Consider the following 12,678-nt stretch of genomic DNA (forward strand, 5'->3'; position numbering starts at 1 on the left):
CTCAGATGTCGCGACGCGCAGTCGCCCACGTCGCTGCAGCGGTCGGCACGACGAGCCACGTGGCGAGGACGGCGAGGTCGCGGCCCAGGTCGGCGGCGGGCTCCGTGCCGGAGAAGACGTGGCTCATGGTCGTCTCAGCGTACGTGAGGAGCAGGGCGTAGAAGTCGACGTCCTGGCCGGCGGTCAGCAGCACCACCGCGACGGGGAGCACGAGCAGCACGCCGAGGACGATGGCGATCGCCCCGGCCGAGCTGCGGACGAGGGTGGCGACCATCACGGTGAACACGGTGAGCACGGCCAGCCAGGCCGCCGCGGCACCGACGGCCTGGAGCACGGCGGGGTCGACGAGCGACGTCCGCAGGCCCGTGCCCCGCAGCACGAGGCTCGACGCGGCCCACGCCGCGGCCGACGACGCGACCGACAGCGCGACGGCGGCGCCGGCCGCGACGAGGGTCTTCGCCGCGAGCACCGGAAGTCGCCGGGGCACGGCGGAGTAGGTGGTCCGCTTCTGGCCCGTCGCGAACTCCTGGGTGACGAAGAGCACGACCAGCACGGCGACGAACAGCTCACCGACCGTCGTCGCCGGCGCCATCGTGCGGAGGGTGGTCGCCACCCCGCCCGCCAGCGCGCCGGCAGGGTCGGAGGCGTCGGTGAGGGCGACGGCGGCGCTCGCCGCAGCGGACAGGACGACGGTCAGGGCGGCGATCAGCCAGGTCGAGCGGACGCTCGTCAGCTTGGTCCGCTCCGACCAGGCAACGCGGGCGAAGGTCAGGCGTGGTGCTCGGTCGAGCGGGCTGAGGAGGGGTGCGGTGGTGGTGGTCACGAGGTGTCTCCGATCGGGAGGGAGGGGCGAGGAACGAGGAAGGAGGTGGGGGAGAGGAGGGGGAGGAGCGGGCGCAGGTCGGAGCTGCGGGGCCGAGTCCGGTCGAGGACTCAGGAGGCGCCGGTCACGAGGACCCGGCAGCGCCCGTCCCCGAGGCGCCCCCGTCGATCACGCCTGAGTCCTCGACCCGGACCGGTACTCGACCGAGTCGTGGGTGAGGCCGAAGAAGGCGTCCTCGAGCGACGTCTGGGTGGGCGTCAGCTCGAACAGCAGCACGCCCGCCGGCGCGGCCGCCCGGGCGATCTGCTCGGCGGTCAGCCCCGCGACCTCGACACGGTCGGCGGACAGGTGCGTCACGGTGCCGCCGAGCGGGCGGAGCAGGGCCTCGAGGTGGCCGGCCGAGTCGGTCCTGACGGCGACCCTGCCGCCTCCCTGGCCGGCGAGCACGTCGGCGACGGAGGCGTCGGCGATGACCCGGCCCCGGCCGAGGACGACGAGGTGGTCGGCCGTCTGGGCCATCTCGCTCATCAGGTGGCTGGAGAGCAGCACGGCGCGGCCCTCGGCGGCGAGGGAGCGGCAGAGCTGCCGCACCCAGATGACGCCCTCGGGGTCGAGTCCGTTCACGGGCTCGTCGAGCACGAGCGTGTCGGGGTCGCCGAGCAGGGCGGTCGCGATGCCGAGCCGCTGGCCCATGCCGAGCGAGAAGGTGCCGGCGCGCCGCCGGGCGACGGACTCGAGGCCGGCGAGGCCGATGACCTCGTCGACGCGGCGCTCGGGGATGCCGTGGGTGCGGGCCACGGTCCGCAGGTGGTCGCGGGCCGTGCGCCCGGGGTGGACGGCTCCGGCGTCGAGGAGGACCCCCACCTCCTGCAGGGGAGCCGGGCTGTCGGCGTACCGCTTCCCGTTCACGGTGACCGTGCCCGAGGTCGGTCGGTCGAGGCCGACGATCATCCGCATGGTGGTCGACTTTCCGGCGCCGTTCGGCCCGAGGAACCCGGTGACGGCCCCCGGGGCGACGGTGAACGAGACGTCGTCGACGGCGAGGGAGGCGCCGTGGCGCTTGGTGAGGTGGCTGGCTTCGATCATGGTCACGACGCTACGGAGCAGTCTCGTCGCCCTCGTCGGAGCACGGTGCCGTCGTCGTGGTACCGCAGTGCCGCCCGTCGCGGGGAGTCATCGGGCTCGGCCCGCGCCTCCGGCCTGTGGCAGTGTCGAGCAGGTGACCGCCGACACCGCCCCGACGCCCCCGCCCGAGACCGCCGCCGCCCCGAAGAAGAGGCTGATCCTCAACCTCTTCGAGATGAACTGCGTCGGCCACATCACGCACGGCCTCTGGCGGCTCCCCGGCAACCACCGTCGCGAGTACACCGACATCCGCTACTGGACCGAGCTCGCGCGGCTGGCCGAGCAGGGCGGCTTCGACGCCGTGTTCCTCGCCGACGTGCTCGGCACCTACGACGTCTACGGCGACAGCCCGGCGCCGGCCCTGCTCGAGGGGATCCAGGCGCCTGCGAACGACCCGATGCTCGTCGTGCCGGCGATGGCCGCGGTGACCGAGCACCTGGGCTTCGGCGTCACCGCGTCGACGAGCTACGAGCCGCCCTTCGCGTTCGCGCGCCGCATGTCGACGCTCGACCACCTGACGGGCGGCCGCGTCGGCTGGAACGTCGTCACCTCGTACCTGCCGTCGGCCGCGCGCAACTTCGGGCTCGACGACCAGATCCCGAAGGAGGAGCGCTACGCCCGGGCGGCCGAGTACCTGGACGTGCTCTACAAGCTCTGGGAGGGCTCGTGGGAGGACGACGCCGTCGTCGCCGACCCGTCCGCCGACGGCCTCGTGCCCGGCTCGGGCGTGTACACCGATCCGTCGAAGGTGCACACCATCGACCACGAGGGCCGCTTCTACAAGGTCGCCGGGCCGCACCTCAGCGAGCCGTCGCCCCAGCGCACGCCCGTGCTGTTCCTCGCGACCGCGTCGCCGACGGGTGTCGAGCAGGCCGCCCGCAACGCCGAGGTGGTCTTCACCGGCGGACGTGCCGTGGCCCGTGTCGCCGAGGCCACCCGCGCCGCGGCCGTCGAGGCGGGACGGGCGGCCGAGGACGTCCGCTTCATCGTGCAGGCCGGCGTGATCACGGCCGAGACCGAGGAAGCGGTGGCGGAGAAGCTGGCCCTCTACCGGTCGTTCGCCAGCGAGCAGGGCGCGCTCGTCCACCGCAGCGTGCCCTTCGACGCGCCGTCGCACGACCCCGCGACAACGGTGCGCGAGGCCCTCGTAGCGGAGGGGCGCCTCGAGCACCCGGGGGCCGCCTCCTTGCCCCTCGACATCACCGTCGGCGAGCTGATCGCGAGCGTGGACGAGGCCTGGGGCGGCGCGTTCTTCGTCGCAGGCACACCCACGGTCGTCGCCGACGAGATCGAGCGCTGGCTCGACGAGGAGGGGATCGACGGCATCAACCTGCGGCAGTACCACTCCTACGACACGCTGCGCGACTTCGTCGAGCTGGTCGTGCCCGAGCTGCGCCGTCGCGGCCGCGTGCGCCAGGCGTACGTGCCGGGCGAGACGCTGCGCGAGCGCTGCACGGGGGGCGGGCCGCGCCTCCCGGCGTCGCACCCGGCGGCGACGTACCGGCGCTAGGCGACGCTCCGGCGCTGGGCGGCGCTCCGCCCGGACGCCGCGAGAGCTGCCTAGGCGGCGCGGCGGACGCGGTAGCGCGCGGGCACCGAGGGCACGCGCAGCCAGGTGGTGCGGCGGACGCCGTCGGACGAGGTCCACTCGACGAAGACCGTGCCGAGCTCGGCGAGGGCGCCGATCTCGGTCGGCGTCGCGATCCCCATCGTCGATCGGCGACGCAGCGCGTCGGCACGGCGGGCGACTCCGCCGGGGAGCTCGACGACGACGTCGCGGGGGGTCTGGCCGCCGACGCGGCGGAGCACGAGGCAGGCGCCGAGGGGCAGGGCCGGATCGCTGCCGTCGTTCGGGACGTCGAGCCAGGTGAGGAAGAACGAGGGTGCACGGCGCAGTCGGACGACGCGTTCGGGGCGCACCCGGCGGTCGTGCCGGAGCTGCTGCGGAGCGGAGGCGCGGACGGCGTCGGTGCCGTGTGCGGTCGAGTCCATCGTGGTGTTCCCCTGGGTCGTGGTCGGTCGGCGACGGTCTCCCGGGGCCTGTACCCAGCGAACCGCGTCCTGGCCCGGGGGACAACGGGGGACGCGGCCCCGGTCCGGGGGGTCGGCGGTCCCCAGTGAGGGGGACACGAGCGCCGGCGCGGACTCGGCGCGCGTCGAGTGAGCGCTCACTAGACTCGGCCACGCCACCGAGTCGAAGGAGTCTCATGCACAACTGGGCCGAGAACGTCGAGTACACGACGACCGACCTCCGCACCCCCACCTCGGTCGACGAGCTGCGCGACGTGGTCGCCTCCAGCCGTCGGGTCAAGGCCATCGGCTCGCGGCACTCGTTCAACCGGGTGGCCGACACCGACGGGGTGCTCGTCTCGACCGAGGCGCTCGGGCTGCCGATCGAGCTCGACCAGGCCGCGGGAACCGTCCGCGTCGGGGCCGGCACCACGCACGCCGTCCTCGCCCGCGAGCTGCAGGCCCGGGGCCGCGCCCTGCCGAACCTCGCCTCGCTGCCGCACATCAGCGTGGCCGGCGCCGTCCAGACCGGCACGCACGGCTCCGGGGTGCGCAACCCCGCGCTCTCGGCCAGCGTCGCCGCGGTCGAGATCGTGCGGGCCGACGGGACGCTCGACGTCGTCCGCCGGGGCGACGACGCGTTCGGCGCCTCCGTCGTGGGGCTCGGTGCCCTCGGCATCGTCACCGCGCTGGTGCTCGACACCGTGCCGACGTTCGACGTCGTGCAGACCGTGCACCACGACCTCCCGTGGGAGGCGGCCCTCGAGAACTTCGAGGCACTGATGGCGCACGCCTACAGCGTCAGCCTCTTCACCCGGTGGACCGGAGACGTCGTCGGACAGGTCTGGGCGAAGGCGCGGGTCGGCGACGCTCCGCTCGCGACGCCGCTCGACCTCGTCGCGCTCGGCGCCCGCCCCGCCTCCGAGGCCGTGCACATGCTGCCCGACACGGCGGCCGACGCCGTCACCCCGCAGCTCGGCGTCCCCGGCCCCTGGCTCGACCGGCTGCCGCACTTCCGCGCCGAGTTCACGCCGAGCGCGGGGGAGGAGATCCAGAGCGAGTACCTCGTCCCCGCCGAGCACGCGCCCGCCGCCGCCGCCGCCCTCCGTGCCCTCGGCGAGAGCCTGGCCGACGTGATCTTCGTCAGCGAGATCCGCAGCGTCGCCGCCGACGACGCCTGGCTCAGCCCGAGCGGCGGCCGTGACAGCATCGCGTTCCACTTCACCTGGCGGCGCGACACGGAGGCGGTGCTCGCGGTGCTCCCGAGCGTCGAGGAGGCGCTGGCCCCGTTCGACGCCCGCCCCCACTGGGGCAAGGTGGCCGGCCTCGACCACGGGGTCCTGCGTCGTCGCTACCCTCGACTGGACGACTTCGCGGCCCACGCCGCCGCCGTCGACCCCGAGGGCCGGTTCCGCAACGCGCACCTCGACCACACCGTCTTCGGAGGAGCCGCCCGTGCCTGAGACCACCACCACCACCACCGCCGTCACCGATCCGGCGACGCCTGCCGCCGTGCCCGTCAGCGGCATCCGCACCGTGCTCGAGCACGGCCCGTACCGGGCCGAGATCGCCGGGGTCGGTGCGACGCTCCGCTCGCTCAGGCACGACGGTCGCGACCTCGTCGTCCCGTTCGGCGTCGACGAGGTGCGCCCCCTGTACCGCGGCGCGCTGCTCGCGCCGTGGCCGAACCGGGTCGTCGACGGCTCGTGGGACGACGACGGGGTCGAGCGGCAGCTGCCGCTCACCGAGGTCGAGCGCGGCCACGCCCTGCACGGCCTGGTGCAGTGGGCGGACTGGGCGTCCGACCCGGCCGACGAGGCCGACCCGCGCCGCGCCTCCCTCGTGACCCAGCTCGCACCGAGCGACGGCTACCCCTACCGTCTCGAGCTCCGGGCCGTGTACGAGCTCGGCGACGCCGGCCTCGTCACCACCGTCACGGCGACGAACGTCGGGCAGGGCACGGCGCCGTACGGCGTCGCCCCGCACCCGTACCTCGTCGCCGGCGAGGGCCGGGTCGACGACTGGTCGCTGCTGCTGCCCGCGGCGAGCTACCTCGAGGTCACCGAGGATCGCCTCGTCCCGACCGGCGTCCACGGCGTCACCGAGCGCGAGGGCTTCGACTTCCGCGAGGCCCGCACCGTCGGCGACCTGTTCGTCGACCACGCCTTCACCGAGATCGACGCGGACGCCGAGGGGCGCGCCACGGTCGAGGTCGTCGCCCGCGACGGCCACGGCGTCGCGATGTCGTGGGCCGTCTCCGAGCTGCCCTGGGTCCAGGTGCACACCGGCGACCGCCCCGAGCCCGAGCTCGACCGGCTCGGCCTCGCCGTCGAGCCGATGACCTGCCCGCCCGACGCCTTCACGAGCGGCGTCGACCTCGTCCGCCTCGCGCCGGGGGAGTCGCACACCGCCTCGTGGACGATCGCCGCGATCGCCTGACCGAGACCGCAGGAGGCGCGACAGGGCCTCGCAGGAGGCGCGAGCCGGCTGAGCGGCCGGGTCGCGCCCCCTGGGGTCGGCTCGTCTACGCGCCGATCGGCTCCGCCCCGAGCGGCGCCGTCTGCCAGGTGACCGCCGACACGGCGCCGAGCGACCATCGGTCGAGCACGCTGTCGAGGGCGCGGCGGGTGCGCCGGGCGGCCAGCTCGTCGCGCACGACGACGTCGAAGCGCAGCATCTCGGGCAGCTCGGTGAGCAGCACCGTCCCCGCGTCGGCGAGCTGCACGAGGTACTGCCCTTCGTCGACCCTCGCCGTCGTGTGCTCGGCCAGGAGGCGCCGCGACAGCCAGAACAACCCGGCGCTGTCGTGCGCTGTGTGGACGGTGGCCGTGACGGTGATCATGCGCACATCGTGCCCCGCGTTCCGCTCAGGCCCGTGAACGGCGTGTATCCGGCGTGTGAACCCTGGCCCCCGTGCGCGCGACTTGACATCGGTCGCGGCCTGCCTCATAGTTGCCCCGGACCGCAGATGTGAGCGCTCACATGAAACGGTCACATCCGCCTCGTCGGGTCGGCACAGCAGCCGCACCGGCGACGCACGGCCCCGGCATCGGAGCCGCTCAGCACCGCCAGCCACACACCCCCGCACCGTCCCGCGCACCAGCGACACACCACCTGACGAAGAGGTCACCTGTGAACCGCACCGCTCGCACCACCCCCGCCACCGCCGCCTCGGCCCCGCGCCGGGCCGCAGCCGACTTCTCGGCCGCTCGCGCCGCCTCCTGGGCGACCGCGCCGACCGCTCGCGTCGCCGCCGCCTCCTCGGCCCTCCGCGCCTCCTCCTCCGCCTAGGCCCCTCAGCTCCGGCGCACCTCCCCGTGCGCCGGCCGGCTCGACGCGACCCCCGGTCGCGTCCCGCCGCTCCCGGCCCGGCCCCGCGACGTCCCGCCGCCCGGCCCCGCCGATCCCTGCACCACCCCCGCAGCACACCATCCGTCATCGACGACGCCGTCGAGATGACACGGACACGAAGGAATCCCCGTGAACAACAAGAAGCTCATGGTCGGCATCGTCGCCGCCGGTCTCGCCGTCTCCCTCGCAGGCTGCGCCGGCGGCGGCGGCCGTGGCGCCGACAGCGGCAGCGGCGACAGCGGCGGAGACAACGCGGGCGCCCTCGTCGGCGTCGCGATGCCCACCAAGGTCTCCGAGCGCTGGATCAAGGACGGCGACGCCGTCAAGAGCGCCCTCGAGAAGAAGGGCTACAAGGTCGACCTCGAGTACGCCGACAACAAGATCCCGCAGCAGGTGCAGCAGGTCAGCAACATGATCACCAAGGGCGCCAAGGTCCTGATCGTCGCCTCGATCGACGGCGGCTCGCTCAGCGACCAGCTCGACTCCGCGGCCGCGGCCGGCATCGAGGTCATCTCGTACGACCGCCTCCTGACCGGCAACGAGAACGTCGACTACTACGTGTCGTTCGACAACTACAAGGTGGGCGTCGACCAGGCGACCAGCCTCCTCACCGGTCTCGGCCTCGCCGACGCCGACGGTGCGAAGGTGGAGGGCGCCGACCCCAAGACCATCGAGCTCTTCGCCGGCAGCCCCGACGACAACAACGCCACGTTCTTCTTCAACGGCGCGATGGACACCCTCAAGCCCTACATCGAGGACGGCTCGATCACGGTCGGCTCCGGCCAGACCGACTTCACGCAGGTCGCGACGCAGCAGTGGGACCCGGCGACCGCCAAGGCCCGCATGCAGAACCTCATCGCGTCGACCTACTCGGGCGGCACGAAGCTCGACGGCGTGCTGTCGCCCTACGACGGCATCTCGATCGGCATCATCTCCGCGCTCGAGGGTGCCGGCTACAGCTCCGACGCGCTCCCCGTCGTCACGGGCCAGGACGCCGAGGCCGCCTCGGTCAAGTCGATCATCGCCGGCCAGCAGTACTCGACCATCTACAAGGACACCCGTCAGCTCGCCGACCAGTCCGTCGTGATGGCCGACGACATCCTCAAGGGCGAGACGCCTGAGACGAACGACGACGAGACGTACGACAACGGCGAGAAGGTCGTGCCGACGTACCTCTTCCAGCCGACGATCGTGACGAAGGACAACTACAAGGAGGTCCTCGTCGACAGCGGCTACTTCACCGAGGCCGACCTGAAGTAGGTCTCCCCTCCCCGGGGCGCAGGAGGTGCGGTGCACCTGCCCCGCACCTCCTGCGCCCCACAGCTCCGCCCCACCCCATGCACGAGAGAAGGAACACGTGGCGAACACGATCCTCGAGATGCGCGACATCACGAAGACGTTCCCCGGCGTCAAGGCCCTGCAGGACGTCACGCTGGAGGTCGAGCGCGGCCAGGTCCACGCGATCTGCGGCGAGAACGGCGCCGGCAAGTCGACGCTCATGAAGGTGCTGTCGGGGGTCTACCCCTCGGGTTCCTTCGACGGCCAGATCCTGCTCGACGGCCAGCCCGTCGACTTCAAGAACATCAACGACTCCGAGGCCGCGGGCGTCGTCATCATCCACCAAGAACTGGCGCTCAGCCCCTTCCTGTCGATCGCCGAGAACATCTTCCTCGGCAACGAGCAGTCCAAGGGCGGCTTCATCGACTGGAACAAGACGAACCTCGACGCCGCCGGCCTCCTGGCCCGCGTCGGCCTTCGCGACAACCCGGTGACCAAGGTCACCGACATCGGGGTGGGCAAGCAGCAGCTCGTCGAGATCGCCAAGGCGCTCTCGAAGAAGGTCAAGCTGTTGATCCTCGACGAGCCGACGGCGGCGCTGAACGACGACGACTCGGCCCACCTGCTCGACCTCATCAAGAGCCTGCAGGGGCAGGGGATCACGTCGATCATCATCAGCCACAAGCTGAACGAGATCAAGGCGATCGCCGACAAGGTCACCATCATCCGCGACGGCAAGACGATCGAGACGCTCGACATGCACGCCGGCGAGGTCACCGAGGACCGCATCATCAAGGGCATGGTCGGCCGCGACCTCGAGAGCCGGTACCCGGCTCACGAGAGCGTCGTGGGCGAGGAGCTCCTCCGCATCGAGGACTGGACCGTCCACCACCCGCTCGACGCGACCCGCGAGATCATCCACCAGGCGAACCTGCACGTGAAGGCCGGCGAGATCGTCGGCATCGCGGGCCTCATGGGCGCCGGGCGGACGGAGCTCGCCATGAGCGTCTTCGGCAAGAGCTACGGCACCGGGATCTCGGGCACCGTCTACAAGCGGGGCGAGAAGATCGACACCAGCACGGTGAGCAAGGCCATCGCGGCCGGCATCGCCTACGCGACCGAGGACCGCAAGAAGTACGGCCTGAACCTCATCGACGACATCACCCGGAACGTCTCGGGCTCGGCCCTCCGCAAGCTGGCCAAGGCGGGCTTCGTCAACGGCTCCGAGGAGAGCACGGTCGCCGAGGGGTACCGCAAGAGCATGAACATCAAGGCGCCGAGCGTGGCCGCCCTGACGGGCAAGCTCTCGGGCGGCAATCAGCAGAAGGTCGTGCTCTCGAAGTGGATGTACACCGACCCCGACGTGCTGATCCTCGACGAGCCCACCCGCGGCATCGACGTCGGCGCGAAGTACGAGATCTACACGATCATCAACCAGCTCGCGGACGCCGGCAAGGGAGTGATCGTCATCTCGAGCGAGCTCCCCGAGATCCTCGGCATCTGCGACCGCGTCTACACGCTCTCGGAGGGACGCATCACGGCCGACGTGCCGATCGCCGAGGCGACCCCCGAGTTCCTCCTGAAGTACATGACCCTCGAACGAGAGAGCCCCGTCAATGAGCGCGCCTAGCCCCACCCAGGCCACCGACCCGAAGCCCACGGGCGGGTCGCCCACCTCCCGTCAGCCGCAGAGCGGCTCCGGCGGCAACCCGATCGTCGGTGCGGTCTCGTACCTCGGCGGGCAGCTGCGCCAGATCGGCCTCTTCATCGCGCTGATCGTGATCGTGCTGTTCTTCCAGGTCACGACCAACGGCATCACGCTCGCGCCGATCAACGTGTCGAACCTGGTCGTCCAGAACAGCTACATCCTGATCCTCGCCATCGGCATGGTGATGGTGATCATCGCGGGGCACATCGACCTCTCCGTGGGCTCGATCGTGGCCTTCACGGGCGCCATGGCCGGCGTCATGATCACGCAGTGGGGCCTGCCCTGGCCCGTCGCGGTCGTCCTCTGCCTCGTGCTGGGCGGCCTGGTCGGCGCCTGGCAGGGCTTCTGGATCGCCTACTTCGGCATCCCCGCCTTCATCGTCACCCTGGCGGGCATGCTCGCCTTCCGCGGCGCCGCGCAGATCGCGCTGCAGGGCCAGCAGATCTCGCCCTTCCCCCAGGGCTTCCGCGACATCGGCTCGGGCTTCCTCCCCGCGTTCGGCTCCACCGGGTACGAGCCGTTGACGCTCGTCCTCGGCGCCATCGCCTCCGTGGCCCTCATCGGCACCGGCCTGCGCGGCCGTGCCACGCGCCGCAAGTACCAGCTCGAGGACGAGCCGTTCCTGTGGTTCATCACGAAGATGGTCTTCACGGTCGCGCTCGTCATGTACATCGGGTTCCTCCTCGCCAGCTACTCGGGCACCCCGATCGTCCTGGTCGTGCTCGCGGTGCTCGTCGTCGTGTACTCGACCGTCATGAAGAACTCGGTCTTCGGCCGTCACGTCTACGCGATCGGCGGCAACCTGCACGCCGCCGAGCTGTCGGGCATCAAGACGAAGCGCGTCACGTTCCTGCTGTTCGTCAACATGGGCGTCATCTCCGCCCTGGCCGGCCTGGTCTTCACCGGCCAGCTGAACCTCGCCAGCCCCAGCGCCGGCAACGGGTTCGAGCTCGACGCCATCGCAGCCGTCTTCATCGGCGGCGCGGCGGTCACGGGCGGCATCGGCACGGTCACCGGCGCCATCGTCGGAGGCCTGATCATCGGCATCCTGAACAACGGCATGTCGATCCTCGGCGTCGGCACCGAGTACCAGTCCCTCATCAAGGGGCTCGTGCTGCTCGCCGCGGTCGCGTTCGACGTCTTCAACAAGCGCCGGGCCGCCTCCAGCGGCAAGTAGCAGCAGCGAGCGAGCACCAGCTCGGCACCACGAGGCTCGTCGACCGGTCGGTCGGTCGACGGATCAGGAGGCGCGGCCCAGGGGGGACCGCGCCTCCGTCGTCCGGCGGCGGTGCCGCCGCTCGTGCCTGATCCCTCGACGCGGCCCGGAATCGTACGACCTTTAGGATCAGACAGTGGCAACCCTCTTCGACGTCGCGGCCGAGGCCGGCGTCTCGCACCAGACGGTGTCGCGCGTCGTCAACGGCGACCCCACCGTGCGCCCGGCCACCAAGGCGAAGGTCGACGCGGCCGTCGAGAAGCTGAGCTACCGCCCGAGCCTCACCGCGCGGGCGCTCGCCAGCCGCAAGACCCGCTCGATCGGGCTCATCAGCACCGGGTTCCCCTTCTACGGCCCGTCGAGCACGATGCACGGCTTCAACGGCGCCGCTCGCCGTGCCGGCTACCAGGTGTCGATGGCCACCCTCGACGGCGACGACGCCCGGGCCGTCCAGCAGGCCGTCGACGCCTTCGTCGGCCAGGCGGTGGCCGCCATCGTGCTCATCGCGCCGGATGCCGAGGCTCTCGAGGTGCTGCGCTCCTCCCGGGTGGCCGTTCCCCTCGTCACCGCCGACAGCGTCGCCGAGGACGGCCACCACGCCGTGTCGATCGACCAGGCCGCCGGTGCCGAGCTCGCCGTCGAGCACCTCGCCTCGCTCGGCCACCGATCCGTCGCCCACGTGGCGGGGCCCGAGGCGTGGATGGACGGGCGCGACCGCGAGCGCGGCTGGCGCGACGCGTGCGGGCGGCTCGGCCTCGACGCGGGGCCGCTGCTGCGGGGCGACTGGACGCCCGCCTCCGGGCACAGGCTGGGTCTCGAGCTCGCCGAGCGCGGAGACGTCACCGCGGTGTTCTGCGCCAACGACCAGATGGCCCTGGGCGCCGTGCACGCGTTCTGCGACGCGGGCCTCGAGGTGCCCCGCGACGTGAGCATCGTCGGCTTCGACGACGTGCCGGAGGCGGCGCACTTCCTGCCCCCGCTCACGACCGTCAGGCAGGACTTCGAGGCCCTCGGCCGCCGCATCATGGACACGGTCGAGGCCGTGCTCGCGGGCGACGACGAGGCCGTCGACGCCGTGCTGCCCGAGCTGGTCGTCCGGCGCTCGACGGCGCCGCCTCGGCGCTGAGCCGTCGCCGGGCCGGCCTCGTCCGGTCCTCTCCGGGGCCC

At 72.2% G+C, this 12,678-nt stretch carries 12 protein-coding genes; 8 read left to right on the top strand and 4 right to left on the bottom strand.

The genetic code is table 11. The features are described 5' to 3' along the window. Nucleotide 1: 1 nt before the first annotated feature. Together ACZZ97_RS02345 and ACZZ97_RS02350 are read right to left on the bottom strand one after the other, a co-directional pair. The gene (locus ACZZ97_RS02345; protein ID WP_463472172.1) at nucleotides 2-823 is read right to left on the bottom strand and encodes a hypothetical protein; all 822 of its coding nucleotides are present in this window, start codon (nucleotides 821-823) and stop codon (nucleotides 2-4) included. Nucleotides 824-991: 168 nt separating this feature from the next. After that, nucleotides 992-1,909, bottom strand: coding sequence for an ABC transporter ATP-binding protein (locus ACZZ97_RS02350; protein WP_463472173.1), 918 nt, complete (start codon nucleotides 1,907-1,909; stop codon nucleotides 992-994). 133 nt (nucleotides 1,910-2,042) lie between these two features. Here ACZZ97_RS02350 and ACZZ97_RS02355 point away from each other — a divergent pair, with 133 nt between their 5' ends. Next, on the top strand, nucleotides 2,043-3,458 hold the full coding sequence (locus tag ACZZ97_RS02355) for an NtaA/DmoA family FMN-dependent monooxygenase (RefSeq protein ID WP_463472174.1): 1,416 nt from the start codon (nucleotides 2,043-2,045) through the stop codon (nucleotides 3,456-3,458). A 50-nt stretch (nucleotides 3,459-3,508) separates the two neighbouring features. Here the strand turns inward: ACZZ97_RS02355 and ACZZ97_RS02360 are convergent, their stop codons facing one another. Continuing rightward, on the bottom strand, nucleotides 3,509-3,940 hold the full coding sequence (locus ACZZ97_RS02360; protein WP_314104319.1) for a hypothetical protein: 432 nt from the start codon (nucleotides 3,938-3,940) through the stop codon (nucleotides 3,509-3,511). 215 nt (nucleotides 3,941-4,155) lie between these two features. Here ACZZ97_RS02360 and ACZZ97_RS02365 point away from each other — a divergent pair, with 215 nt between their 5' ends. After that, nucleotides 4,156-5,421, top strand: a complete 1,266-nt coding sequence (locus ACZZ97_RS02365) for an FAD-binding protein (RefSeq protein ID WP_463472175.1) — start codon at nucleotides 4,156-4,158, stop codon at nucleotides 5,419-5,421. Beyond that, on the top strand, nucleotides 5,414-6,397 hold the full coding sequence (locus ACZZ97_RS02370) for an aldose 1-epimerase family protein (RefSeq protein WP_463472176.1): 984 nt from the start codon (nucleotides 5,414-5,416) through the stop codon (nucleotides 6,395-6,397). Before ACZZ97_RS02365 ends, ACZZ97_RS02370 begins: the two co-directional genes overlap by 8 nt. Before the next feature lie 85 nt (nucleotides 6,398-6,482). Here ACZZ97_RS02370 and ACZZ97_RS02375 read toward each other — a convergent pair whose 3' ends face one another. Continuing rightward, nucleotides 6,483-6,800, bottom strand: a complete 318-nt coding sequence (locus ACZZ97_RS02375; RefSeq protein ID WP_463472177.1) for a hypothetical protein — start codon at nucleotides 6,798-6,800, stop codon at nucleotides 6,483-6,485. 290 nt (nucleotides 6,801-7,090) lie between these two features. On the opposite strand from ACZZ97_RS02375, the gene ACZZ97_RS02380 reads away from it, so the two are divergent. From ACZZ97_RS02380 to ACZZ97_RS02400, 5 genes are all read left to right on the top strand, one after another. Continuing rightward, entirely contained in the window at nucleotides 7,091-7,249 is a 159-nt protein-coding gene (locus ACZZ97_RS02380) for a hypothetical protein (protein ID WP_463472178.1), read from the top strand. A 207-nt stretch (nucleotides 7,250-7,456) separates the two neighbouring features. Further along, nucleotides 7,457-8,569, top strand: a complete 1,113-nt coding sequence (gene chvE, locus ACZZ97_RS02385) for a multiple monosaccharide ABC transporter substrate-binding protein (protein WP_463473746.1) — start codon at nucleotides 7,457-7,459, stop codon at nucleotides 8,567-8,569. A 118-nt stretch (nucleotides 8,570-8,687) separates the two neighbouring features. Further along, the gene (mmsA, locus tag ACZZ97_RS02390; RefSeq protein WP_463473747.1) at nucleotides 8,688-10,217 is read left to right on the top strand and encodes a multiple monosaccharide ABC transporter ATP-binding protein; all 1,530 of its coding nucleotides are present in this window, start codon (nucleotides 8,688-8,690) and stop codon (nucleotides 10,215-10,217) included. Beyond that, the gene (mmsB, locus tag ACZZ97_RS02395) at nucleotides 10,204-11,472 is read left to right on the top strand and encodes a multiple monosaccharide ABC transporter permease (protein ID WP_314103788.1); all 1,269 of its coding nucleotides are present in this window, start codon (nucleotides 10,204-10,206) and stop codon (nucleotides 11,470-11,472) included. The genes mmsA and mmsB overlap by 14 nt, the downstream gene beginning before the upstream one ends. Nucleotides 11,473-11,647: 175 nt before the next feature. Further along, on the top strand, nucleotides 11,648-12,637 hold the full coding sequence (locus ACZZ97_RS02400; RefSeq protein ID WP_463472179.1) for a LacI family DNA-binding transcriptional regulator: 990 nt from the start codon (nucleotides 11,648-11,650) through the stop codon (nucleotides 12,635-12,637). Nucleotides 12,638-12,678: the final 41 nt, after the last annotated feature.

The organism is Frigoribacterium sp. AC512 (assembly GCF_979258295.1).